The 23,778-nt window shown below is 69.1% G+C and carries 24 protein-coding genes and 1 tRNA gene; 14 read left to right on the top strand and 11 right to left on the bottom strand.

What is annotated here, in order from left to right; translation table 11 throughout:
• Positions 1 to 2: 2 nt before the first annotated feature.
• Positions 3 to 1,430: a sodium/glutamate symporter gene (locus FPZ61_RS11760; protein WP_185466769.1), complete on the bottom strand. Its 1,428-nt coding sequence runs from the start codon at positions 1,428 to 1,430 to the stop codon at positions 3 to 5.
• Positions 1,430 to 3,337 (bottom strand): prolyl oligopeptidase family serine peptidase, encoded by a 1,908-nt coding sequence (locus FPZ61_RS11765; RefSeq protein WP_185466770.1) that lies wholly within the window; start codon positions 3,335 to 3,337, stop codon positions 1,430 to 1,432. The genes FPZ61_RS11760 and FPZ61_RS11765 overlap by 1 nt, the downstream gene beginning before the upstream one ends.
• A gap of 103 nt (positions 3,338 to 3,440) precedes the next feature.
• On the opposite strand from FPZ61_RS11765, the gene def reads away from it, so the two are divergent.
• From def to rpsU, 4 genes are read left to right on the top strand one after another with little or no spacing between them, the layout of a single operon-like run.
• Complete coding sequence (gene def, locus FPZ61_RS11770; protein WP_185466801.1) at positions 3,441 to 4,046, top strand: peptide deformylase; 606 nt, start codon at positions 3,441 to 3,443, stop codon at positions 4,044 to 4,046.
• A gap of 7 nt (positions 4,047 to 4,053) precedes the next feature.
• Complete coding sequence (locus FPZ61_RS11775; RefSeq protein ID WP_185466771.1) at positions 4,054 to 4,251, top strand: hypothetical protein; 198 nt, start codon at positions 4,054 to 4,056, stop codon at positions 4,249 to 4,251.
• Between the two features lie 60 nt (positions 4,252 to 4,311).
• Positions 4,312 to 5,058, top strand: coding sequence for a DUF3747 domain-containing protein (locus FPZ61_RS11780; RefSeq protein ID WP_185466772.1), 747 nt, complete (start codon positions 4,312 to 4,314; stop codon positions 5,056 to 5,058).
• Positions 5,059 to 5,116: 58 nt separating this feature from the next.
• Positions 5,117 to 5,287, top strand: coding sequence for a 30S ribosomal protein S21 (rpsU, locus tag FPZ61_RS11785; protein ID WP_006172073.1), 171 nt, complete (start codon positions 5,117 to 5,119; stop codon positions 5,285 to 5,287).
• On the opposite strand, the gene FPZ61_RS11790 is transcribed toward rpsU, so the two are convergent.
• Positions 5,288 to 6,868, bottom strand: coding sequence for a YifB family Mg chelatase-like AAA ATPase (locus FPZ61_RS11790; protein ID WP_185466773.1), 1,581 nt, complete (start codon positions 6,866 to 6,868; stop codon positions 5,288 to 5,290).
• 78 nt (positions 6,869 to 6,946) lie between these two features.
• Between FPZ61_RS11790 and FPZ61_RS11795 the strand changes: the two genes are divergently transcribed.
• The 3 genes from FPZ61_RS11795 to FPZ61_RS11805 are packed head-to-tail and all read left to right on the top strand — an operon-like array spanning position 6,947 to position 9,559.
• Positions 6,947 to 7,291, top strand: a complete 345-nt coding sequence (locus FPZ61_RS11795; RefSeq protein ID WP_185466774.1) for a histidine triad nucleotide-binding protein — start codon at positions 6,947 to 6,949, stop codon at positions 7,289 to 7,291.
• 40 nt (positions 7,292 to 7,331) lie between these two features.
• Positions 7,332 to 9,359 carry an ABC transporter ATP-binding protein/permease gene (locus FPZ61_RS11800; protein WP_185466775.1) on the top strand — a complete coding sequence of 676 codons (2,028 nt, stop codon included), beginning with the start codon at positions 7,332 to 7,334 and terminating at the stop codon, positions 9,357 to 9,359.
• The gene (locus FPZ61_RS11805) at positions 9,359 to 9,559 is read left to right on the top strand and encodes a chlorophyll a/b-binding protein (protein WP_185466776.1); all 201 of its coding nucleotides are present in this window, start codon (positions 9,359 to 9,361) and stop codon (positions 9,557 to 9,559) included. The genes FPZ61_RS11800 and FPZ61_RS11805 overlap by 1 nt, the downstream gene beginning before the upstream one ends.
• 3 nt (positions 9,560 to 9,562) lie before the next feature.
• Here the strand turns inward: FPZ61_RS11805 and FPZ61_RS11810 are convergent, their stop codons facing one another.
• The 4 genes from FPZ61_RS11810 to psbX form a co-directional block, all read right to left on the bottom strand.
• Complete coding sequence (locus tag FPZ61_RS11810; protein ID WP_185466802.1) at positions 9,563 to 10,012, bottom strand: hypothetical protein; 450 nt, start codon at positions 10,010 to 10,012, stop codon at positions 9,563 to 9,565.
• 59 nt (positions 10,013 to 10,071) lie between these two features.
• Positions 10,072 to 10,599: a Tol biopolymer transporter periplasmic protein gene (locus tag FPZ61_RS11815; protein ID WP_370594287.1), complete on the bottom strand. Its 528-nt coding sequence runs from the start codon at positions 10,597 to 10,599 to the stop codon at positions 10,072 to 10,074.
• A 35-nt stretch (positions 10,600 to 10,634) separates the two neighbouring features.
• Positions 10,635 to 11,552: a Ycf66 family protein gene (locus FPZ61_RS11820; RefSeq protein WP_185466777.1), complete on the bottom strand. Its 918-nt coding sequence runs from the start codon at positions 11,550 to 11,552 to the stop codon at positions 10,635 to 10,637.
• 93 nt (positions 11,553 to 11,645) lie between these two features.
• Positions 11,646 to 11,768 carry a photosystem II reaction center X protein gene (psbX, locus tag FPZ61_RS11825; RefSeq protein WP_185466778.1) on the bottom strand — a complete coding sequence of 41 codons (123 nt, stop codon included), beginning with the start codon at positions 11,766 to 11,768 and terminating at the stop codon, positions 11,646 to 11,648.
• A 77-nt stretch (positions 11,769 to 11,845) separates the two neighbouring features.
• Between psbX and FPZ61_RS11830 the strand changes: the two genes are divergently transcribed.
• Positions 11,846 to 12,172, top strand: coding sequence for a YggT family protein (locus tag FPZ61_RS11830; protein ID WP_185466779.1), 327 nt, complete (start codon positions 11,846 to 11,848; stop codon positions 12,170 to 12,172).
• 31 nt (positions 12,173 to 12,203) lie between these two features.
• On the opposite strand, the gene accC is transcribed toward FPZ61_RS11830, so the two are convergent.
• On the bottom strand, positions 12,204 to 13,556 hold the full coding sequence (accC, locus tag FPZ61_RS11835) for an acetyl-CoA carboxylase biotin carboxylase subunit (protein WP_185466780.1): 1,353 nt from the start codon (positions 13,554 to 13,556) through the stop codon (positions 12,204 to 12,206).
• A gap of 126 nt (positions 13,557 to 13,682) precedes the next feature.
• On the opposite strand from accC, the gene FPZ61_RS11840 reads away from it, so the two are divergent.
• The 3 genes from FPZ61_RS11840 (at position 13,683) to msrB (ending at position 15,514) form a co-directional block, all read left to right on the top strand.
• Positions 13,683 to 13,764: transfer RNA gene (locus tag FPZ61_RS11840), tRNA-Leu, on the top strand.
• Between the two features lie 17 nt (positions 13,765 to 13,781).
• Positions 13,782 to 15,068, top strand: a complete 1,287-nt coding sequence (locus FPZ61_RS11845) for a glycosyl transferase (RefSeq protein WP_185466781.1) — start codon at positions 13,782 to 13,784, stop codon at positions 15,066 to 15,068.
• Positions 15,069 to 15,097: 29 nt separating this feature from the next.
• Positions 15,098 to 15,514, top strand: a complete 417-nt coding sequence (gene msrB / locus FPZ61_RS11850; protein WP_185466782.1) for a peptide-methionine (R)-S-oxide reductase MsrB — start codon at positions 15,098 to 15,100, stop codon at positions 15,512 to 15,514.
• 30 nt (positions 15,515 to 15,544) lie between these two features.
• Here the strand turns inward: msrB and FPZ61_RS11855 are convergent, their stop codons facing one another.
• Positions 15,545 to 16,645 (bottom strand): PRC-barrel domain-containing protein, encoded by a 1,101-nt coding sequence (locus tag FPZ61_RS11855; protein WP_185466783.1) that lies wholly within the window; start codon positions 16,643 to 16,645, stop codon positions 15,545 to 15,547.
• Positions 16,646 to 16,710: 65 nt separating this feature from the next.
• Positions 16,711 to 20,319 (bottom strand): chromosome segregation protein SMC, encoded by a 3,609-nt coding sequence (gene smc / locus FPZ61_RS11860; RefSeq protein WP_185466784.1) that lies wholly within the window; start codon positions 20,317 to 20,319, stop codon positions 16,711 to 16,713.
• A gap of 103 nt (positions 20,320 to 20,422) precedes the next feature.
• Here smc and FPZ61_RS11865 point away from each other — a divergent pair, with 103 nt between their 5' ends.
• Genes FPZ61_RS11865 through FPZ61_RS11875 form a run of 3 tightly spaced genes read left to right on the top strand, consistent with a single transcriptional unit; the run spans position 20,423 to position 21,878 of the window.
• On the top strand, positions 20,423 to 20,839 hold the full coding sequence (locus FPZ61_RS11865; protein ID WP_185466785.1) for a YqjD family protein: 417 nt from the start codon (positions 20,423 to 20,425) through the stop codon (positions 20,837 to 20,839).
• On the top strand, positions 20,836 to 21,249 hold the full coding sequence (locus tag FPZ61_RS11870; RefSeq protein WP_185466786.1) for a phage holin family protein: 414 nt from the start codon (positions 20,836 to 20,838) through the stop codon (positions 21,247 to 21,249). The genes FPZ61_RS11865 and FPZ61_RS11870 overlap by 4 nt, the downstream gene beginning before the upstream one ends.
• The gene (locus FPZ61_RS11875; RefSeq protein WP_185466787.1) at positions 21,246 to 21,878 is read left to right on the top strand and encodes a hypothetical protein; all 633 of its coding nucleotides are present in this window, start codon (positions 21,246 to 21,248) and stop codon (positions 21,876 to 21,878) included. Before FPZ61_RS11870 ends, FPZ61_RS11875 begins: the two co-directional genes overlap by 4 nt.
• Before the next feature lie 27 nt (positions 21,879 to 21,905).
• Here the strand turns inward: FPZ61_RS11875 and FPZ61_RS11880 are convergent, their stop codons facing one another.
• Positions 21,906 to 23,123 (bottom strand): class I SAM-dependent RNA methyltransferase, encoded by a 1,218-nt coding sequence (locus tag FPZ61_RS11880; protein WP_185466788.1) that lies wholly within the window; start codon positions 23,121 to 23,123, stop codon positions 21,906 to 21,908.
• Positions 23,124 to 23,778: the final 655 nt, after the last annotated feature.

The raw sequence follows: 23,778 nt of genomic DNA on the forward strand, positions 1-23,778 counted from the left end.
CCTCAGGCGGCTTCGCGAGCCCCCGCCATCAGGGCCAGGCCCAGGCCTCCCCACAGCAGCACCAGCGTCAGGCAGAGCCCGGTCCAGGCCGGCAGGCCCCAGCTGCTCACCGCCAGCGGCGCCACCACGGTGATCACCCCGCCGGCCAGGACCGGTTGCAGCAGCAGTTGCTTGATCGAGAACGGCTGCAGAGCCTCGCTGCGATCGAGGGGGTCGGCCATGCGCAGCAGCAGCAACCCGCTGGCCGCCACCCCCGTGGCCTGGCCGAACTCGATGATCGCCCGCTCGAACCAGGCTGAGGGAAGGATGCGCGGCGCCAGCAGCAACAGCACCCCAAGGTTCCAGGCCAGACCGGCCATGGCCAGGGCCGTGAGTGACATCCAGTCGTGGGCCAGGAGGGTGAGATCGAGGCAGGCCGTGGCCGCCGTGATCAGCAGATCGGCCGACACCGTGCCCAGGCGGTTCTGCACCCGGGTCGAGACCCAGTGGTCCTTGCCGAGCCTCTCCAGCAGCCAGCGCACCAGCAGCGATCCCACCAGGGCCAGGGGGAACACCGGGAACACATCGATCACCATCGCCAGCCCACCGCCCACGTGCCCGGCCACCAGATGCAGGCCCGCCAGGGCCACCACACCGATCGCCACCGCCAGCCCCGTCAGGGCCAGGTTCAGGGCCAGGGCCGAGACCCTCAGCTCCGGCGGAGGCGGCAGCGGGAGCAGGGCCTGGGCGGCGAATGCCTGCTCAGGTTCGGGCGTGGGCCCGGGCTCCGGCTCAGGGGGGTTCTCCACCCCCGAGGCAACCGTGGAGCCCCCCAGCAGCCAGCCCCGGTTGCGGGCCAGGAGCACCACCAGGCCCCCCACCACCGTGGAGGTGAGCAGCCCCACGGTGGCCATGGCCAGACCCAGGGCCTGGCCGCCATCAAAGCCCAGGCTGGCGTAACTGCTGCCCATGGCGGCGGCGGAGCCGTGACCCCCTTCGTAGGCCACCTCGATCAGGCAGGCCATCAGCGGATGGACTCCCAGCAACGGCTGCAGCACCACCAGCACCACCAGCCCTCCCACCATGTACTGGCCGAAGGCGAGGGTGAGGGCCAGCAGGACCTGGGCCGAAAGCGGCCGCCAGAGGCCGGCCAGTCGTGGCAGCGGCTTGGCCAGCAACAGGGTGGCGAACACCAGCGTCAGCAGCACCATCGGCAGCTGGTTCCAGATGTCGATCACGGGTTGGCTGAGCAGGGGCACCAGCCCCGCCGGCGCCACCAGCAGGCCCAACACCCCGGCCAGCAACGCCTCAGGGATGCCCCAGTGGCGCAGGCCCAGCACATCACCGAGGCTGCGGCCCACCACCAGCACCAGGCCGAGGGCCACCAGAGCCACCGCCGGGGTCTCTACGGCCTCCACCAGAATCCTGACGCTGCCTGGAATGATGGGCATCAGAGGGCGAGGTGCTTCCTGAAGAAGGCTTCAGTGGCCTCCAGCACCTCAATCTGCACGGAACCGCTGCGGAATCCGTGACCTTCAGCGGCAAATCGATGCAGCTCCACCGGAACCCGGTTGGTGGCGAGTGCCGCCACGATCCCCTCGGTCTGCTCCGGTGGCACCACCTTGTCCTGGAGACCCTGGAAGAAGATCACGGGGCAGCGGATCCGATCGGCATGGCGCAGGGGGGATCGGGCTTCGTAGGTGGCCCGATCGGCCGGCCACGGGCCCACCAGGCCATCGAGGTAGCGAGCTTCGAAACGGTGACTGCTGCTGGCCAGGCCTGAGAGGTCGGCCACGGCGTAGCGGCAGGCACCCGCACGGAACCCGTCGCTGAAGCAGAGGGCCGCCAGCACGGTGAAACCACCGGCGCTGCCCCCCTCGATCGCGATCCGCTCTGCGCTGGCCAGTCCCGCAGCCACCAGGGCGCGGGCCGCGGCGGCGCAGTCGGCCACATCCACCACACCCCAGAGCCCGTCGAGCCGTTCCCGGTAGGCCCGCCCGAAGCCGGTGGAGCCGCCGTAGTTCACATCCACCACGCCCCAGCCGCGGCTGGTCCAGTACTGGTTCACCGGGTTGAGGCCGGTGCGCGCCATGCCGGTGGGCCCGCTGTGACCCTTCACCAGCAGAGGTGCGGTGGGGTGAGTGCCCCCGCTGGGGGGGTGATACCAGGCGTGGGTGGGCCGGCCACCGTGCCCCTCGAACCAGAGCGCCTCTGCCGGCGTCGCCCAGGCCGCCGGCTGGGCCCGAGGGAGCGCTCCCGCCAGGTCTGCCGCCGTCTGGTGCCGCCAGCGGCCACTGGCCAGCTCGAGGGTCAGCAGACCCGCGTCCGTGGTGCCGTTGCCGGCCACGGCCACCAGCCGGCCGTCTTCGGCCCTGAGCCCCTCGAGATCATCGAAGGGGCAGGAGATCGGCTCCCAGCGCGCGGGGCCCACCCCCGCACCACCGCCCGGATCTTCTGCAGGATTGAGCACCACGCGGCCCAGCTGCCAGCTGCCCTGCACGCAGGCGGCCGCCACCAGCTGGCGGCCATCCCAGGCGGTGGTGCGCATCCCGTACACCCACTGCGGCATGGCGAACTCCGCGTCCATCGGCAGCAACCGCTGCCAGGGTTCCTGGCCACTGGCCTCCAGCAGCTCCAGATTCCACCAGCCATGGCGATCGTTGGCCACCACCAGATCTCCGTTCGGCAGCCACAGGGGCTGGAAGATCGAGCACGCCACCGGCTGCCCGGGTGCCCCTGAGCCGGCGATCAGCCGTGCCGGGCCGAGGTCTCCTCCGGGCTCCACGTCGGCCAGCCACAGCTGGCTGCGGTCCCAGGGCATGTGCGGCTGCTGCCACTCCACCCAGGCCAGCCGGCCCCCGTCGGGGCTGAGCACGGCATACCCGCAGAAGTCGAGGGCCTGTCGCAGCAGCCGCGGTTCCCCCCCTGCCAGGGCGACGGTGACCAGCCGATCAGTTCCATCGCTCTCCATCACGCCGATCCAGCGCTGGTGCCTCTCGTCGATCAGGCCATCGGCGAAGGCCCGGTCGCCCGGCTCGGTGAGCCGCACGGGTTCGGAAGCCCGTGGGCCGGTCTCCAGCCGCCAGAGGCAGCGGTCGCGGTCGTTCACCACCACAAGCACCGGCTCGTCCGCATTGGCCTCCCCAGCCCCGGAACCGATCGCCACCACGCCGCCGCCGTACTCATGCACGCGGCTGCGCAGGTTCCAGGTGCCGGGGGTGAGCTCGATCGACTCAGCCTCGGGCGATGGTTTCAGCATCAAGGTGGTACGCCCCTGCTCGGCGGGGCGTTGCTCCAGCCAGAACAGATGCCCTCGGTGCAGCTGGGGTTCCTTGATCCGGGGCTTGCGTCCCACCACCTCCGAGGCCGCCAGTGGCTGGCTCGGCCGGGCGCCTGACCCCTGCACCAACCCGTGCCCCACCGGCGACTCCTACAATGACCCCATCGTTTCAGGTGACGCTTTGGCCAGCAGCTTCGCCAAGATGGCCCGCCAGGCGGAGCAGACCACCCGGGCTGTCCAGGTCCCGAAGGAGGTGCTCGAGGCACCCCCACTGACGATCCACACCCTCGGTGATCAGGTGTTGCGGCAGCCCGCCAAACGCATCAGCAAAGTGGATGAATCGGTGCGGGAGCTGGCCCGCGACATGCTGCGCAGCATGTACACAGCCCGTGGCATCGGCCTGGCCGCCCCCCAGGTGGGGGTCCACAAGCAGCTGCTGGTGATCGATCTCGATCCCGAAAATCCGGCCACACCGCCATTGGTGCTGGTGAATCCCGAACTCGGCTCGGTCAGCGCTTCCCTCGACACCTACGAAGAAGGCTGCCTGAGCATCCCCGGGGTCTACCTCTCGGTGGTGCGTCCCAGCCAGGCGGAAGTGAGTTTCCGCGACGAGCATGGGCGCCCCCGGCGCATCAAGGCTGATGGTCTGCTTGCGCGCTGCATCCTTCACGAGATGGACCATCTCAAGGGTGTGCTGTTCGTGGATCGGGTCGGTGATGAGCTCAGTCTCAATGAGGAGCTGAAGGAACACGGCTTCCGCCGTGACGACGTCCAATCCCTGCGCTGATCGCTCCATGCCCATGCAACCCCTCGCCGGGGTCTTTCTGGCGCTGGCCTGCCTGCTCGGCATCGCCGCCACGGGTTCCGTCTTCGAGCTCTCCTATGGCGAGCCTGATCTGGGGGTTCTCCCCACCCGGCTGATCCTGGCGGCCTGCCTGCCCGGCACGGTGATCAGCCTGTTGGTCGCAATTCGTCTCAACAAGGCCAGCTGAACGCCCCTGGCATCCTCCGATCCCACTTCTACGATCGGGCTCACCTTGCACCGTTCACCGATGCGCGTTGCGCGCCCTCCGATCCTGCTGCGGACGCTGGCTGCTCTGGCGCCGGCTCTGACGGCCCTGCTGGGTCTGGCCATGGCCAGGCCTGTTGCGGCCCAGGGGTCCCTCTTCCAGGCCCGGGAGCTGGACCAGTCGAAGTTCGTGCTGGTGGCCGCTCCGATCGGCGATGGCCTGCGTGCCCAGCTGAACATCTACGAGCAGGTCACCGATCGCCGCCCCTGCTTTTCCACCAGCGGCGCGGCACCGGCCCGGGTGGAGCCCTTGCTGGGCAGCTTCAATTTCACCGGGATCTGCTCGCGCTACATGGATGCCAACGGCTACTCCCTGCGGGTGGGTGGCAGTGATCTGGGCACTGTGTACCGCCTCAGCGTGGTGCGCCAGGGCACCGACAACATCCTGCTCGCGGCTCCAGGCCGCAACCAGGCAGGCCCGGAGGTGGTGGTGGCCCGCACCCAGGGTCACAGCGATGGGTTCCTGCAGTTCGTGCCGGAGCCGGGCTGGAGGCTGATGCGCCGGTACTTCGGCGATCGCGCCCTGGGTCATATCTACCTCTACAGGGAGACCTGGCCGGGTCAGGAGATCGCCCAGCCTGAACTGGTGGCGCCCGAGGCCGCCGAGGGGGTTGTTCCGGAGGCCACAGTCCCGGAGGGCACAGTTCCGCAGAGCACAGCGCCGGCGGCCTCGGTCCCAGAAGCCATGGATCAGCCTCTGGCCCTCCCCAGCATCAAGGCCACGCCCTGATCAGGCCCTGCTGAGCCGATTGCTACATTGACACCCAACTTGCCCAACTGCGTGGTTCATGACCCAGGTCACCGTCGGCGAAAACGAAGGCATCGAATCGGCTCTGCGCCGCTTCAAGCGGCAGGTGTCGAAAGCCGGCATCTTCGCTGACCTCAAGCGCCTCCGTCATCACGAGACGCCCACCGAAAAGTACAAGCGCAAGGCCCAGCAGCGCCGCCGTCGCCGCTGATCAGGTTCGCCGTTCCGCCTGATCGAGCACCGGTTCCCTGCTGATGTGGTCGAACGATCGGTAGGAGAGGGCCTCACCAAGATGCTGGGCGCATACCGTGGTGGCGCCCTCCAGATCCGCCAGGGTCAGGGCCACCCGCAGCACACGCTCCCCGGCACGGGCACTCAGGCTCCGCTGGGCCATGGCCTGTTGCCAGAGCCGCAGGATGTCTGGGCCGAGTTCGATCAGGCGTCTCAGGCTTCCACTCGGTAGCTGGCTGTTGGGCCTCCCTCCGGGATTCCGCCGGCTCATCCGCCTCCGGGCCTGCTGCACCCGCTCCGCCACCAGCGCCGTGTTCTCGGGCGGTTCCTGCGCCATGGCTTCAGTCCCAGCCCCCGGGTTGTAACTGCGGGCAAGCGCGCCGGGGTCGAGGCGGTCCATCACCACCTGAAGATCCAGGCGATCCAGCAAGGGCCCTGACAACCGTGACCAGTACCGCCGTTGCTGAGCCTCGCTGCAGGCACAGGCTCGTTCAGGGTCGCCGAACCAGCCGCAGGGGCAGGGGTTCGTGGCTGCCACCAGGGCCGTGCGGCAGGGGAAGCGGCTCTGCTGGCGTGTACGGCTGATCCACACCTCTCCCTCCTCCAGGGGTTGACGCAGCTGCTCGAGCACCTCGCGGCGGAATTCCGCCAGCTCATCGAGGAAGAGCACCCCGTGGTGGGCCAGCGACAGCTCCCCGGGCCTCGGCGTTGCACCGCCCCCCACCAGGGCGGTGGCTGTGCAGCTGTGGTGGGGGGCGCGGAACGGCCTTGAACCGATCAGGGCGCCGCCCTCCGGCAGCAGTCCGGCTACGGAATAGAGCTGGGTGAGCTCCAGAGCCTGGTGCCGTGGCAGGGGGGGCAGCAGACCCGGCAGTCGCCGCGCCAGCATGGTCTTGCCGCTGCCCGGGGGACCCACCAGCAGCAGATGGTGTCCTCCCGCTGCGGCGATCTCCAGGGCCCGGCGCCCGTGGGCCTGGCCGATCACGTCGGCGAGGTCGGGCGGTGCAGCCCCCATCCGGGCCCGGGCGGGGGTGGTGGCTGGAACGGCCTGCGGATCGGCCAGCCAGTCCTGCACCTGCGCCAGGTCGCTGGCGGGCCAGACCGCCAGGCCCGAAACCAGGGCGGCCTCGGCGGCATTGGCCTGGGGGACCACCAGAGCCCTGGCACCGCCGCGCCTGGCGGCCAGGGCCAGGGTCATCACCCCCCGCACTGGCCGCAGGCTGCCATCAAGGCCCAGCTCGCCGGAGCTCCAGATTCCTTCCATCCGCTCCGGTGGCAGCTGGGCCGAGGCCAGCAGCAGCCCCAGGGCGATCGGCAGATCGAAGGCCGGACCTTCCTTGCGCAGATCCGCCGGGGCCAGGCTCACGATCACCCGGGTTAGGGGCACCCGGTAGCCGCTGTTGCGCAGGGCGGCTCTCACCCTCTCGCGGGCATCACGCACGGCCGTCTCCGCCAGGCCCACGATCTGTAGCCCCGGCAGTCCAGGGGCGATGTCGACCTCCACGGCCACCTCTGTGGCTTCCAGGCCCCGGAGGGCGGCGCTGCTGCAACGTGCCAACATCGGCGCTCGGGCGTCGGACACCCTGTCAGTGCCCGGTCTGTCCCACTCCATCCGTTGCCGGGTTCCGGCAGAGGCGCCATGGCCGAGAGCGAGACGATCTTCGCCCGCATCCTGCGGGGGGAGATTCCCTGTGATCAGGTGTATGCCGATGAGCTGTGCCTGGCCTTCCGCGACATTCAGCCCCAGGCGCCGGTGCACGTGCTGGTGATACCGCGCGAGCCGCTGGTGAACCTCTGCGATGCAGAGCCACGCCACCAGGCCCTGCTGGGCCATCTGTTGCTGGTGGCGGCCCGGGTGGCGCAGCAGGAGGGTCTGAGCAGCTGGCGCACCGTGATCAACAACGGCGCTGAGGCCGGACAGACGGTCTTTCACCTGCATGTGCACGTGATCGGTGGCCGGCCCCTGCTCTGGCCCCCCGGCTGACGCCCACCAACGGCGACAATGGGCCGACCCGCAACCGTTCATGCGTCCCCTCAAGGCCCTTCGCGAGCAGTTGGCCAAGCTGCAGCGCCTGGCCCAGCCCTACTTCCTGCCGCTTGACGAGGGGAATCGCAGCAGCGGTGAGTTCCTGCTGCTGGTGATCGCCCTGCTGGCGGTGGTGGTGGGGTTCACCCTGCTGCTCCTCACCGGGACGGTGGCCGCCGCCGGTGCCTTGATCCCCGAGCTGCGCGGCCGCTTCCTGCCTGGGGTCCCTGAGCAGGTGGCGGCGATCTGGAGCGGACCGATCGGCGTGGTCGTGATGGTGTTGTTCGCCGCCGGCCTCGCCTGCTTTGGGGCCCTGCGGGGCAAGCTGCGCCAGGGACGCTGGCTGCCCTGGCTGCTGCTCGGGGTGATCGCCCTGCTGATCCTGGTGATCAATGGCATCAACGTCGGCATCAGCTACATCGCCCGGAACATCGACAACGTTCTGGTGGCCTACAAGGAGGAGGAGTTCTGGAAGATCGTCGCGATCTACGCCTTCTGCCTGGTGCTGGCCCTGCCGATCCGCGCCATCCAGAGCTACCTGATTCCCAAGCTGGGCCTGATGTGGAGGGAGTGGCTCAGTGGCCGCATGCTGGGGCGCTACCTCACCAATCGGGCCTACTACGTTCTCAATCCCAACGACGAAAGCCTCGAGGAGATCGACAACCCGGACCAGCGGATCTCCCAGGATGCGGCCAGCTTCACGGCCACCAGCCTGAGCGTGACGGTGGAAATCATCGCCGCCCTGCTCACCTTTTTCAGTTTCATCATCGTTCTCTGGAGCATCAACCAGACCCTGGCCCTCTGGCTGCTGGCCTATTCGGTGGGCGGCACGGCCCTGATCGTCTTCGCCAGCCGCAAGCTGGTCAACCTCAACTATCAGCAGCTCAAGCTGGAGGCGGATTTCCGTTACGGCCTCGTCCACATCCGAGACAATGCCGAATCGATCGCCTTCTACCGGGGGGAGAGGCAGGAGCAGAAGGAGGGTGAACGCCGCCTCGACGAGGTCATTGTTAACTACAACCGGCTGATCATCTGGGAAGCCCTGATCCAGGTGATCCAGCGCTCCTACGACTACTTTTCCCGCTTCCTGCCCTGGCTGGTGATCGCGCCGATCTACTTCGCCAAGCAGGTCGACTTCGGTGTTTTCGGCCAGGCCAGCATCGCCTTCTCCCAGGTGCTGTTCTCGGTCAGCTACATCGTCAACAACATCGACCGCCTGGCCGCCTTCTCCGCCTCGATCAGCCGTCTCGAGGGCTTCCAGGGCAAGGTGGAGGCGATCAATGCCGAGATGGCCGAGCTCCTGGCCGCCGAGCAGGCCGCCGCCGGAGGCCCCATGGGGGCAGGCGCCGCTGCCGTCCGTCCCGAGTCGATCCTGGTGAGCCACGTGGATCTGGTGCCGCCCCGCACCAGCCGCATGCTGGTGCGCGATCTCAGCCTGGAGGTGACGGCCAATCAGCGGCTGCTGGTGGTGGGGCCTTCGGGCTGCGGCAAGACCTCCTTCCTGCGGCTGGTGAGTGGGCTCTGGCCGCCGGCCGCCGGGCATGTGCAGCGCCCGCCGATGGGCGAGCTGATGTTCATTCCCCAGAAGCCCTACATGCTGCTGGGCAGCCTGCGGGAGCAGCTCTGCTATCCCCAGCCCGCCGATCGCTTCAGCGACGACCAGCTGCGCCACGTGCTCGAGGAGGTGCGCCTGCCGGAGCTGGTGCGCCGCTACCCCGATCTCGACATCAAGCAGGACTGGCCCCGGTTGCTGTCGCTCGGCGAGCAGCAGCGCCTGGCCTTTGCCCGGCTGCTGCTCAACTCCCCCCGCTTCGTGGTGCTCGATGAGGCCACCAGCGCCCTCGACGTGGCCACCGAGAAGGCCCTCTACGAGCTGCTGGTGGAGCGGGAGATGGCTTTCGTGAGCGTGGGCCACAGGCCCACGCTGGTGGAGTTCCACGACACCGTGCTCGAACTCGACGGCCAGGGCAGCTGGCGACTGCTCCCCACTGCCGGCTATGACTTTGGCCGCTCCCGTGAAACCTGATGCCATCCCCAGCTGCCGGCACTGACCGTGAGGCCATCCCCTCCACCAGTGCCACCACCTCCGACCTGCCGGCCTTCGGCTGGAGTGGCTATGCCGAGCGGGTCAACGGGCGCTTCGCGATGCTCGGCTTTGCTGCCGTGCTCGTGATCGAAGCCCTCAGCGGCGACACTTTTCTGCACTGGGCGGGCCTGGTGCCCTGATCCTCAGGGCAGCTCGATCAGGTCCACCTGCCAGAGTCCGCCGCGGCTGACCTGAACTGCCAGCACACGGCCATCGGCGCTCAGCTGCACCTGCCTGGGCACACCGGGCGGCTCCAGGGGCAGGGGCTGGAGGCTCTGCCTGCTGCGGCGGTAAAGAGCCAGCTCAGTGCGGCCATCACGCTGGCGAACCAGGGCCACCCGCTCCCCTGCGGCGTCGACACTCACACTCAGCGGCTGGGCATCGGGGCGGTTCAGGCCCGGCAGGGGCACGGGCCGGTTCAGCTCGAGGTCCACCAGTTCCACCCGTTCTCGCCCGTTTCGGCCGCTGATCAGGGCCAGCCAGCGACCGCTCAGGGATGGTTCGCGGCTGCTGCCGGTCTGCTCCAGCCGTTGGTTGATGGCTGGCAGGGGCCGCAGGGGTGTTCCCCCACAGGCCCCCAGCAGGAAGGCCATCAGCAGGGTGAGCCCCAGCCCGAGTGAGGCCGTGCCGGAGCCTCGCCGCTGTGGGGACGTCAAGGTAGCGGCGCCCCGGGGTTGCGCAGCAGTTGTCCGCCCGGGGGGTCGACCTCCAGCACACCACCCAGTTCGAACACCTCCACCCGCCAACGCCCGGCTGCCACCAGTTGCAGAGCCAACCGCTGTCCATCGGCCGCCAGACTCAGCCTGACCGGTTCCCTGCCCCCTGGCAGGGGCAGAGGCAGCAGCCTGTTGGTCAGGCGGTCCTCGATCACCGCCAGACGCCGCCCCCCCCGCTGCACGATCAGGGCCAGGTAGCGGCCTCTCCAGCTGAGGGAGGGAGAACTATGGGGTTGCCAGCGGCTGAGGTGCCGCAGGGGCAGCACCCGGCCACTGGCGCGCTCCTGAAGGAGCACGGTGGAGCGGCCCTGGCGTTCGACCACGCTGGCCAGCAGACGTCCATCGCCGCTCAGGGCAGGGTCCTGGCGGCTGAGGTTGCTGGACCAACCAGCTGGTGGCGCTGGGCCGGACCGGCGTGCCCAGGGGACGGCGCAACCACTGATCAGCAGGGCGCAGGCCACCACCACCGCTGCCAGGCTGGCGGTGCGCGCCTCTGGGATCAGTTGTCGAAACGGGAGTTGTTGTCCCGGGGACGACTGCTGGAGGGCGTGGGCCGCAGTGGGGTGTAGTCGGCGTCGCTCATGGAGCTGCCAGGAGCGGTTCCGCGTCCTGCGCCGGGGCTGATCGGGGTGCCCTGGGGAACACCGGGCGGGGTGGCGGTTGATGAATCACCCGGCCCGGCAGATCCTGGCCGGCGGCTGGAGCGGGGAATTGCGTCGTTGCTGGGCACGGGGCGACTGCCGCGACGGGGCTCAGCACTGCTGTCGCGCTCGCGGCGGCGGGATCCGAAGGCAGGACCCGACGCCTGTGCGGTGGCCGAACGACCGCCGGGAGCACCGACGCTCCGACCGCTGTAGGAACCAGGATCAGGGCGGGAGGCTGCTGGATCGCTCCCCTCCCAGGTCTCGTCGCCCCTGGAGCGTCGGCTGGCGGCCCGCTCGGGAATGGCTGGCCGGGCGGCACGGCGGGGCCGGTAGAAGCCCGGATCCTCTTCGGCTTCCTCGGCCTGGGGCGAGCGGATCCTCCGGCGCAGGGGCTGGGGTTCCTCGAAGCGCTCCACATCGTCATCCCAGCCGGCACGCCCGCCCACCCGCGGCCTGGCAGGCAGGGGTTCGTCGTCGTCGAAGTAGGAGGAGCGCCGCGCCTGCTCGGTGGTGACGCCCCGCAGACGCACGCTTTCGTAAGCGAAGAAGACCGTGGTGCCCGCCAGCAGGAACTGGCCGAACTGGAGGATCGGATCGAGCCGCCAGCCCTGGAAGAAGAGAATCCCGCCGCAGAGCAGACCAACGGCGGCGAAGAAGACGTCGTAGTCGCGGGCGAGGGCTGGCTTGAAACTCCTCATGAAGTAGAGGAAGGCACCACCGACAGCCAGGACGATGCCGACGATGCTGGCCCAGTTCAGGCTGGCATTGACCACGGCTGAAACCTCAGGCGAACGACTTGGCCCGTTCGCCAGAGGAGAACGGCTGTCCCCAGTTTAGGGACCTGGACGGGCAGAAACAGCTGCGTTTCAGAGCTTGCGGTCGACCTGGTCGGTCTGGCTGATCAGAACCAGGGCGATGCTGATCGGAATCACCACGATCATCGCTCCGTAGACGAGGCTGCTCAGGAAGTTGGAGAGGGAGGGGGTCATGGCGCCGTGAGATCCGGTGGAGATCCTAATCAGCAGTCCCCACTTCCTACGATGGCGCCTCAGCTGCTTACCGCTTTGTGACGGCCGTTTCAGTTCTGGCGTCTGCCCTGCCGTTGCTTCACACCACCCTTGCCCTGGGCCTGGCGGCCTGGACCCTGCTGTTCCTGTTCCGCATCGTGCTCACCTGGTACCCCCAGATCGATCTGAGCCGGGGGGCGATGCGACTGATCGGCTGGCCCACCGAAGGGCTGCTGCGCCTCAGCCGCCGGTTGATCCCCGCCATCGGCGGTGTTGACGTGACCCCGGTGATCTGGGTGGGGCTGATCAGTCTGCTACGGGAGCTGGTGGTGGGTCAGCAGGGGCTGCTCACCCAGGTGCTGCGCCAGAGTCAGTCCCTGGCCTGAGCCCAGCGGACCTGGTGCTGACCCCCCTGGGTCACCCCGGCGGCAGCATCTCCTGCTCCACGAATTTGGTGTGCACATCGCCGCGCTGAAACTCCGGGCGATCGAGCAGGGCCAGGTGGAACTCGATCGTGGTGGGGATGCCCGTGATCGCACACTCACTCAGGGCACGGCGCATGCGCCTGATGGCGGCCTCGCGATCGGCCCCCCAGACGATCAGCTTGCCGATCAGGGAGTCGTAGAAGGGGGGGATTTCGTAGCCGGTGTACACGTGGCTGTCGACGCGCACGCCAGGTCCCCCCGGTGGCAGCCAGCCTGTGATCCGCCCCGGTGCCGGACGGAAGTTCTGCTGGGGGTCTTCGGCATTGATGCGGCATTCGATCGCATGGCCCCGCAGGGTCACGTCGTCCTGGTGCATGCTCAGGGGCTCACCACCGGCGATGCGCAACTGCTCGGCGATCAGGTCGAAGCCGGTGACCATCTCGGTGACGGGATGCTCCACCTGGATGCGCGTGTTCATCTCCATGAAATAGAAGCTGCCGCTGCGGTCGACCAGGAACTCCACGGTGCCGGCCCCCTCGTAGGTGATGCTGCGGGCCACCGCCACCGCCGCCTCCCCCATGCGTTGCCGCAGCTGGGGGTCAAGGGCAGGACTGGGGGCTTCCTCCAGCAGCTTCTGGTGCCGCCGCTGGATCGAGCAGTCGCGCTCCCCCAGGTGCACCACGTTGCCGTGGCGGTCGGCCAGGATCTGGACCTCGACGTGGCGGGGCCGGTCGATGAACTTCTCCATGTAGAGGCCAGGGTTGCCGAAGGCCGCTTCCGCCTCCCCCTGGGCCGCCTTGAACAGGCTCTCAAGCTGCTCAGGCTCCTGCACCAGGCGCATGCCCCGCCCACCGCCGCCCGCCGTGGCCTTGACCATCACCGGGTAGCCCATCCGGTCCGCCAGGGCGGAGGCCTCAGCGGCGTCTTCCAGCAGGCCTTCGCTGCCGGGGATGGTGGGGACCCCCACCCGCTGCATCGTGGCCTTGGCGGTGGATTTGTCCCCCATCGCCCGGATCGCTTCGGGGCTGGGGCCCACGAAGGTCAGGCCGTGGGCCGAGCAGATTTCAGCGAAGCGATCGTTCTCGGCCAGGAAGCCATAGCCGGGATGGATCGCATCGGCGCCACGGGAGATGGCCGCGGCGATGATGTTGGGGATGTTGAGATAGCTCTTGCTGCTGGGGGCTTCCCCCACGCAGACCGCCTCATCGGCCAGCTGAACATGCAGGGCGTTGCGGTCCACGGTGCTGTAGACGGCCACCGTGCTGATGCCGAGTTCGCGGCAACTGCGCAGAATGCGGAGGGAGATTTCGCCACGGTTGGCGATCAGCAGCTTGCCGATGGGCATCCGTGGTGGGTCCAGGCCGCTGCGGACTGTATCAGTGCTGACCCTGGGATCTGCCCCTGGTCCTGGGCTGGGACGGGCGATGGGTATATTGACGAGCCGAAGGGAGCTCAGACTCCTGACGGCCACGCGGATGTGGTGGAATTGGTAGACACGCACGTTTGAGGGGCGTGTGGCTTCGGCCTTGCGAGTTCAAGTCTCGCCATCCGCATTTCTCTTCCCCACAACTTGAGAGAGCCGCCGCTGAGCCGCACGCCGCCCACCACAGCGATCGTGCTGGTGTGCAATGGTCCGGGCGAGCTCACCACCTGGGTGCGGCCCCTGGCCCAGCGCCTGCACGAGCAGCTGGCACTGCAGCCGGTCGTCCCTGCAGCGGCCTGCTCCCTGGAGCTGGTGCTCGTTCCATGTCCCAACGCCACTGGCAGTGAACATCGGGTGGCCCGCGAACTCGGTCTCTTCTCGCGCATCGTGCCCGCCCGCCAGTTCTGGGGGCTGCTGCTCAGGCCCCGGCGTTGGGGCCCCTGGCCGGCCCATGGCGTGGTGGTGTTTCTGGGGGGCGATCAGTTCTGGACTGTGCTGCTCTCGGCGCGCCTCGGCTATCGCCACCTCACCTATGCCGAGTGGGTGGCCCGCTGGCCGCGCTGGAACGATCGCATCGCCGCGATGGGTCCCCAGGCCGCCGCGCGGCTCTCGCCCCGCTGGCGCGAGCGCTGCACTGTGGTGGGGGATCTGATGGCCGACCTCTCCGAGGAAGCGCGCGTGGAGTCTTCCCTGCCGGAGGGGGAATGGGTGGCCCTGCTGCCCGGCTCCAAGCGGGCCAAATTGCAGGTGGGGGTCCCTTTTCTGCTCGACACCGCCGACCGCCTCGCCAGGCTGAGGCCCGGTTGTCGTTTCCTGCTGCCGGTGGCACCCACCACCAGCCTGGCTGATCTGATCGCCTACGGGGGCCGCGACAACCCGATTCAGCGCCACTACGGCGGCCAGCCGCCGCGGTTGCTGGATCCTGAGCCGGGCAGCGGCCGGCACTGGCTGCTGAGCGGTGCGGGCACGCCGATCCTGTTGTACGAGCAGCATCCCGCCCATGGCCCCCTCAGCCAGTGCGCCCTGGCGCTCACCACGGTGGGTGCCAACACCGCCGAGCTGGGGGCCCTGGGAGTGCCGATGATCGTGCTGGTGCCCACCCAGCATCTGCAGGTGATGCAGGCCTGGGATGGCTGGCTCGGCCTGGTGGCACGCCTGCCCCTGCTGCGCTGGTTGCTGGGCCTGGCACTGACGGCCTGGCGCATGCGTCAACGGGGCTTCCTGGCCTGGCCGAACATCTCGGCCGGTCGTGCCGTGGTGCCCGAGCGGGTGGGGGCGATCACACCGGCGGAGATTGCCGCCGAGGCCAATGAGTGGCTGGCCCATCCCGAGCGGCTCAGGGGGCAGCGTGAGGATCTGCGCAGTCTTCGCGGCCAGCCCGGGGCCGTGGCGGCCCTGGCGGCGATGGTGCAGGAGCTTCTGCCGGCTGCCTAGGTTGATGGCCCCAGGATCCTCAGAGCCCCATGGCCAGTTCCGACGCGGCCGCCGTCACGCCAACCCCCTCAGATCCCGACTGGCGCGAGCGCCTCACGCCTGAGCAGTACCAGGTGGCCCGCTGCGGCGGCACCGAGCGGGCCTTCACCGGCGCCTACTGGAACACCAAGCAGGAGGGCCGCTACGACTGCATCTGCTGCGGTTCCCCGCTCTTCGGCTCCAGCGCCAAATTCGATTCCGGTACCGGCTGGCCGAGCTTCTGGGCCGGGCTCGATCCCGCCGCAATCACCACCGTGGAGGACCGCAGCCACGGAATGGTGCGCACTGAAATCCGCTGTGCCAGCTGCGAGGCTCACCTTGGGCACCTCTTCCACGATGGCCCCGCTCCCACCGGCCTGCGCTACTGCGTGAACTCCGCGTCCCTTGATTTCAAGCCAAAAAGCTGAGGCGGCCCGCCTGGGCCGGCCCCCGGAGGCTCACCAAGGATCGGAGAAACGCTCCTCGTTGCTGCGGGGGCGTGGCGGCGGTGACTCCCGGACTTCCTCTTCAGGCTCCGGGGCCCCGCGGTAGGGCTCGGGCTCCACATCGAGCGGCTGGCGTTGATCCCGGCTGGAGCTCAGCGGTGCCTGGCGGGGCTGAAGGGGCAAGGGACGGCGCTCGGCCGGGGGCTCCTCGTCGCGATAGGTGTCGGGCTGGTAGCGGGAGGGTTCCCGACCGCCTGCCCCACTGCTGCGCCGCTCGCGTCCGCGCGGCTCGTCGTCGAAGTCGTCCTCGTCGAGGTAGCGGCGTTGGCGCAGGGGTTCCTGCCGCCGGCGCTCCAGCTCCACATACTCCAGTTCCTCCTGCTCCTCCACCTGCACGGCGCGGCTGGAGGCGGGCTGGATGCGGCGTTGCTCCTGCACACCGGGTTGCCCCGACGCCAGCTGGTTCTCCACGGGAACCATGGTCTGGCGGAAGCGTTCCCGCTCCTCCTGTTCCCAGCTGGGGCCACCGATGCCCAGTTTCTCGAGCAGGCCGCTGCCCAGTTGCTTGAGTTTTTCTTCGGCGCCCTCGTAGACGATGATCCGATCGGAGCCGCTGCTCACGATCTCCTCGACGCTCAGTTCCCAGGTGCTCAGCACCCCTTCGCCGAGCAGGGGAACACCGAGGGCTCCCAGGACCAGGGTGGTCAGCTCGCCGGTTTCGATGTCGAAGCTGAAGCCCAGCACCCGGCCCAGTTGCTCACCCGACTCGCTGATCACCTGGCAGTTGATCACCTGGCTGTAGCGGTCGGGATTGAAGCCCTCCGCCAGGGAATCAGCCGAATCCACCAGCACCACATCACCCACCTGGCGGATCCGATCCAGCGGCATCCAGCGGGGCAGCCCCGGCAGAAAACGGGTGAGGGGGTTGTCGCGCAGGCCGAGCGCCACCACCTCACGGCGGTCGATGTCGACCACCACCTCGCCCACGACCCCCAGGCGGCGGCCGGTGTCGCGGGTGATCACCTGGGTGCCCATCAGCTCCGAGCGCAGCCAGAGCCTGTCGCTGGGGGTGGCGCCGGAAGGGTCGGAGGTCGGAGGGAAAGAAGAGGTCAAAGGCCAGATCCCGGGGGGGCTTCGGCGAGTGGAGCGGTCGTGTCATTGTGACCCACCGCACCGATTCAGGCGGCGGTGGGCAAACCGACCACCTGGGTGTGGGCGCCCCGGGCCTGGGTCACCCCCACCGTGCGTGTGGCGGCAGCGATCATCGGCCGGCGGTGGCTGACCACCAGGAACTGGGCCTGATCAGCCTGACTGGCGATCAGGGCGGCCAGTCGCTCCACATTCACCCCATCGAGAAAGCTGTCGACTTCATCCAGGGCATAGAAGGGTGAGGGACGGAAGCGCTGCAGGGCGAACAGGAAGCTCAGGGCCGTCAGTGATTTCTCGCCGCCCGACATCGAGGCCAGCCGGCGCACGGTCTTGCCCTTGGGGTGTGCCACCAGGGTGAGACCCCCCTCAAGGGGCTGGCTCTCGTTCTCCAGCTGCAGATGGCCTTCGCCGTCGGAGAGCCCGGCGAAGATTGTTCTGAAGTGGCCATCCACGGCGTGGAAGGCCTCCAGAAAGGCCTCCTGGCGCAGGGTGGCCACGGTTTCGATCCGCAGCAGCAGCTCCTCCCGCTCGCTGGAGAGCACCTCCAGCCGGCCGGCCAGTTCGGCGAGGCGCTGCTCCAGCTGCTCCAGTTCCTCCAGGGCCAGCATGTTCACCGGCTCCAGGGCCTCCATGCGCTGCTGCAGACGCTGCAATTCCTGCTGCAGCGCATCCAGGCCGGCTGAGCGCACCTCCTCGGAGATCTCGGGCAGGGGATCGGGCAGGGCCCTGCCCATGGCCTCCAGCCTCAGGGCCAGAGCCCGTTCCTGTTCGGTAAGCGCCAGACGCTCCTCCCCCAGCCGTTGCAGCTCCCAGTGGCGTTGCTGCACGGCCTGCCGTTGCTGGGCCACCTGGGCTTCGGCGGCATCGCGGGCGCGACGCCGTTCGCCGAAGCGCTCCTGCAACTGCTGCTGCTGCCCTTCCAGCTCCGCCCGTCGCTCCTGGCCCTGGCGTTCCTGCTCCCGGCGCAGGTTGTGCTCCTCGGCCAGGCTGGCCACGGCCTGCTGCAGCCGCTTTTCCTCCAGGGCGAGGGCCTCGAGCTGATCCCCCAGGCGGGTGAGGCTCAGGCTGCGTTCCCGCTGGGCGAGCAGCAGGTTGTCCCGGTGCTGGCGGGCGGCCGCCAGCTGCTGGTCGGCCGTCTCCAGATCCTGCTGCAGGCCCTGCCAGCGGGAGCTGTCACCCGACGCCTGGGCTTCGGCCTCGGCCTGCTCCAGCACCGCCACGTCCTGCAGCAGGGGGGCCAGCTCGTGCTCCAGCTGCTGGCTGCGCTCACGGCCGCTCTCCAGGCTGGCCCGGGTGTGGCTGCGCCGTTGCTGGAGCTGCTCCAGCCGTTGCAGCTGAGGCCCCAGGGCCCGCTCTGCCGCCGCCAGCTCCGCCTTGAGGCCAGCCTGCCGCTGTCGGTCCTCCTGAAGCGCCGGGCGCAGCTGCTCCAGCTGCCGGCCCAGATCAGCCTCGCGGCGACGGCAGACCACCAGGCTCTCCCCGAGCTCCAGCAGACGGCGCCGGTGGGGCTCCGCTTCGTCCTGCTCGCCCGCCCGTCCGAAGCTGAGCTGTCCGGAGCGCTGCTGAAGGCTGCCGCCGGTCATGGCTCCGCTGCGCTCCAGCAGTTCTCCCTCCAGGGTCACTGCGCGGCAGCGGCCCAGCTCGCGGCGGGCGCTGGCGAGGTCCTGGAACACCAGGGTGTCGCCGAAGACGTGGCGGAACACCTCCCGGTAGACGGGCTCGAAGCGCAGCAGGTCGACGGCCCGGCCCACCAGTCCGTCACCGCCGGTGCGTCCACCCCCGCCTCCCCGCTCCAGGGCAGCACTGCCGGCGCTGCCGCCGCCCCGGATCTTGTTGAGCGGCAGGAAGGTGAGGCGACCGGCGCGGCGGCTCTTGAGCAGCTCGATCGCCTGGGAGGCGATGCGGTCGTCATCGACCACCACCTGGGCCAGCCGGCCGCCCGCGGCCACCTCCAGGGCCAGCCGATAGCGTTCCTCCACCTCGGCCAGCTGGGCCACGGGGCCGTGCAGACCACCGAGGCCTGATTCCAGCAGCAGCCGGAGGGCGCCGGTGCCACGGCTTTCCTGGAGGGTGTCGCGGCGGCTTTCGATCCGGGCGATCTCGCGCTCCAGCTGGGTCTGCTCCTGCTCCAGGCGGGTGCGGGTGCGCTGCTGCAGGGCCAGTGCTTCGGCCAGCTCCTGGGCCTGGCGTTGTCGCTCCTCCACCAGCTTCTGCAGGGTCTCGCCCTCGGTCACCAGCTCCTGCAGGTGCCGCTGCTGGTCCTGGTCGGCGTTGCCACCGCTCGCCAGTTCCCCCTCGAGTTCCAGCAGGCGCTCCTCGGCCTGCCTGAGCCTCTCGGTGAGCTGCTGCTGTTCCGCCAGCAGGGGTGCCACCGCCTGCTGCAGGTCATGCCGCCGCTGGCTCCGCTGCTTCTGCTCCTCCAGCCAGGTGCCGGAGCGGCCTGCCACCTCCCCCAGCCGCCGGCGGGAGAGTTCCACGGCGCCTTCGGCGCTGAGGCAGGCCTGCTCCGCCGCCGCCAGGGCGCCGCTGTGCTGCTCGTCGGCACTGAGAGCAAGGCGCTGGCGCTGCAGTTCGGCGTTCTGGCGTTGAAGGTCCTGGCGCTGGCCCTGCAGCGTCTCGGCCTGCTGCTGCTGCCGTTCCGCCTGGCGTTGCAGCTCGCGGGCGCTGGTCTCCAGGCCGGCCAGCTCCGCCTGGACCACCAGCAGGCTGTCTTCTCCGAGGGCCTTGACCTCCGCCTGGAGGAGGGCCAGCCCGCTGCTGGCCTGCTCCAGAGTGTCCTGGGCGGCGGCGAGCCCCGTGCGATCACTCTGTTCCTGCGCCTCAAGAGCCGTCTGGCGCTGCCGCAGGGCATCCAGCTGGCAGCCAGCCTGTTCATGGGCCAGCACCTGCTCCTGCAGGCGGCCGAGCTGCTGGCGCTGGCGCAGGTCCTGATAGGTGCGCGCCTTGGCACAGTCGCGCTCCAGCCTCTGGCGGGCCCCCAGCAGCTCCTGCTCAACGATCCGGCAGCGTTCCTGGCGTTCCTGCACCTCGTCGAGCTTGGCGCGGGTCTGCTCGATGCGGGAATCGAACAGGGCGACCCCGGCCAGTTCATCGATCAGGCCACGGCGGTCGCGGGCGCTCATCGAGACGATCCGGGTCACATCCCCCTGCATCACCACGTTGCTGCCCTCGGGATCCACCCGCAGGCGGCGCAGCTGGGTCTGGAGCTGCTGAAGGTTGCAGGGAACGCCGTCGGAGCTGTAGCTGCTGCTGTAGGTGCCGCCGGGGGCCAGCCGCAGCCGCCGGCTCACGGTCCATTCCTTCTGCCCCGGCTGGATCCAGGGCCCCTCCGCCGGGGCCTCGAGGCCCGCTTCGGCCGGATCGGGCTGCCAGTCGCTGAGATCGAAACGCACGCTGACCACCGTTTCGGCAGCCTTGCCCTGGCGCACCGTGGCGCTGTTGATCAGGTCGGGCAGGCGTTCGGCCCGCATGCCGCGGCTGCTGGCCAGGCCCAGGCAGAACAGCACAGCATCAAGAATGTTGCTCTTGCCCGAGCCGTTCGGGCCGGTGATCACGGTGAACGATGGCTCCAGCCGGATGGCCATCGCTCCGCCGAACGACTTGAACTGAGCGAGTTCGACCTGATTGATGTAAACCAACAGGCCCGCGTGCAGTGCTGAGCACCCGCAACCTAGCGGAACTGCTGCCGATCTCAAGCCCCTCCTTATCGTGAAGGGCAGAGACCCTATGCATCGTCAGCCCATGGAACCGGAAACCACCACCGTCAGTCGTGATCGCTTCCGTGAACGCTTCGACGCCCTGCTGCCCACCATCCAGCGCGAGTGGCCGCAGGTGGCCCGCGAAACCCTGGAGGCCACCCGCGGCAACCTGGATGAGATGGTCTCGGTGATTGCCGAGCAGACCGGGCGCACCGCCAGTGGCGTGCAGGACCAACTGCTTGATCTGGTCCATGTGGCCGGCGATCGCACCCGCGACCTGGTGGATCGCATCGGTCCGCTGGAGGAGCAGCTGGAGCATCTTCTCGATGAACTCAACAGCAGCCTGCGGCCCCGGATCGAGAAACCCGTGCGTGACCGTCCTCTGCTGGCGGTCGGAGTGGCTGCTGCGGTGGGGCTGATCGCCGGGCTGCTGCTGGCTCCCGGTCGGCGCTCCTCATGAGTTCGGCCGACGACGAGCGCCGGGGCCGACGCTCCGGCGGCGCTGGGATGGGGCGGGTGGCAGCGGGCCGCGTCACCGCCCTGGTGACGTCGGTGATGGACCTGCACGTGCGCATCGCTCTGCAGGAGGTGGACCAGGAGAAGCGACGGCTGATCAGCGGTGGCGTGCTGCTGGCGACCGGCGGCACCCTGATGCTGCTGGCCTCGGTGGCCGGCCACGTCGCCCTGGTGTTGTGGCTGCACCAGAGCTTCGGCTGGGAATGGCTCCAGGCCGTGCTGCTGCTTTTGGTGGGGGATCTGGTGCTCGCAGGTGTGCTGCTGCGCATCGGTGGCCAGCTGATCAGCGGGCCCTACCTGCCCCAGACCACGGCTGGGCTGAGCAAGACCACCCGCGCCCTGCTGGGCCGATGAGCCCGAAGCCGTTCCCCAGATCCAGCCACGGCGGTGAGGGGAGCCTCGGAACCGAGCCTGGCTCCCAGAGCCCGTCGCCGCCGGATCAGCACGACCCAACCCAGCGGGAGTCGCCCGAGCTGCGCCGCCAGGACGTGCTGCTCACTGAGCTCTGGTGCCAGATGCTGATCGATTGCCACGATCTGGCCGAGGCACTGCCCGAGGGCCTGCCCTCTGAGCCGGTGCCCAGCCGGATCTGGAGCAGCCTGCGCCGGGAGTCGGTGCCCAGCGCCACCAGCCTGGGGCGGTTGTCACCGGAAATCCGCGCTGAACTGCGCCTGCAGACCGGCTGCGCCTGCGGCTTCTACCACCTGCAGCAGATCGGCTACACCGATGTCTGTGAGCGGGCCAACCAACTGCAGGCCGCCGGGGATGAGGGCTCCTACCTGGGCGGCTGTCTGCTGCTGCTGCTTTCGCTGGTGCTGAGCCTGCCCCCCAGCGAAACGATGGTGGAGCAGCTCAGCCAGCACTACAGCAACGCCGAAGCCGATCTGGAGCGCAGCGAGCAGTTTCTCTTCGAGCTGATGCTCTCGCTGCTGGCCCGGCACACCCAGGAGCTGCTCCAGGTCACGGCTGAGCCGGAGCCATGACGGCCGCGGCCCCGCGGCAGCAGCGCCTCAGCGGATCTCGTAATGCAGCCAGCGGCAGTCGATGCCGCCGTTGCTGATCGGAATCCGCCGCCTGGATTTCATGCGCAGGGCGCCGGTGAGCTCCGGGTTGCCGCTGAGCAGCCACAGGCTCCAGCCGGAGCAGCGTTGCTTGAGCATCACGCCGAGGTCGGCGTAGAGGGCCTCGAGATTGTCTTCGCCACCGAGCCGGGCGCCGTAGGGGGGATTGCAGACGATCACTCCCGGCCCGCTCGGCGGCTGGAAGTCACGGCAGTCTCCCTGTTGCAGCTGGACGTGGTCGCCGACGCCGGCGCTGACGGCGTTGGCGCGGGCCTGCTCGAGCACGTCGGCGTTGTGCTCCAGGCCCACGATCGGCGCCAGCGGCGGGGGCGCCTCCGCCAGCCCCTGGGCGGCCTTCACCTCCTGCGCCCAGAGGGCGGCCTTGAAATCGGGCCAGTGGCCCAGCAGCTGGGGCCGCGGTTGGTTGCCGGCGGGATCAAGGCCCGGGGCACGGCCGAGCTGGCGGCAGGCGGCCTCGATCAACAGCGTTCCGGAACCACAGAGGGGATCGGCCAGAGGCACCGAGCCATCCCAGCCCGTGAGGGCGATCAGGCCACTGGCCAGGTTTTCCTTCAAGGGCGCCAGGCCCACGGCGGCCCTCCAGCCGCGGCGGTGCAGGCTGCCGCCGGCCCCATCCACGCTCAGCACCCCCATCCCGCCGCGCCCTCCCGGCGCACGGCCGAGGTGCAGGTGCAGGCAGAGATCGGGATCGTCGCGATCAATCGAGGAGCGCTCGCCCCAGCGTTGCCGCTGCCCATCCACCAGGGCATTTTTCACCTGCAGCGCCGTGAAGTGGCTGTGGGCCAGCCCCGGCAGGCTGCCACTCACATCCACCCGGAAGCTGCGACTCGGCGGCAGCCACTGATCCCAGTCGGCGGCGCCGGCCACGGCGTCGTGGAGCTGGCGGGGGCCATCACAGCTGAAACGGGCCAGTTCCCGCAGGATCCGGAACGGAAGGCGGGCCTGCAGCTGCAGGCGATAGAAGCCCTTCAGGTCGGTGCGGAACGCCACCGCCCGCCGCAGCACCTGCACCGACTCGGCGCCCAGGCTCGTGAGCTCAGCGGCGCCCGCCTCCTCCAGCCCCGGGGGCAGCACAGCCACGCCGGCCAGCGGCCCGCCCATGGATCGGCTCATCTTGGCTTGGCTCTGGCGCTTGGGTTCGGTCATGCCCACCCTGCCGGGCGGCATGGGGACGCGCTTGTGCTGCCACAATGACAAGGTCAGTCTTCGGACTGACTAGGTGGCTCACACCAGTGCTTCGGACAGCGGTTCGATTCCGCTCAGCTCCATTTCACCCCGCTGCGGCGGCGGTTTCCCGGGGCTGCAATGGTTTCGACGGGGTATGAGGAGGGTGACTGAAGCCTGCTCGGTAAGAGCAAACCCGTAACAGCGAACAACATCGTTCGTTTCTCCCGTCAGCCCGCCCCTGTGGCCGCCTGACTCCTATAGGGAGATGGGGTAGGTCAGCCTTATCACCCAAATGACCCATGGGGCCTGGAAGGGCCCCTCTTTCATTGTTGGGACTGGCATCTGCGTGGTCGCCCAGCTGCACTCTTGGCGCGCTTGCTGACATCTTGCTGACATCAGGCCCCGAGGCTGGGCTGCTGACAACAGCGAGGTCACGGCCGTTCGGTTGGCTGAAGCCAGCAACCGGATCGTTCGCTGGTAACCATGATCGTGGAAGGTAGGCCCTTAGGAAGCTCTGGACAATACTTCCGCATAGTCAGTCGCGGTCCGCCAATTGTTCGGCTTGGACTATTTCAGCGCAGATCGGGCTGGAATGAGCCTGATCTCACCATGATTGGGGACTGGCCGCTTCCAT

Origin of the sequence: Synechococcus sp. BSA11S (assembly GCF_014224355.1) — a bacterium.
GTDB lineage: Bacteria > Cyanobacteriota > Cyanobacteriia > PCC-6307 > Cyanobiaceae > Regnicoccus_A.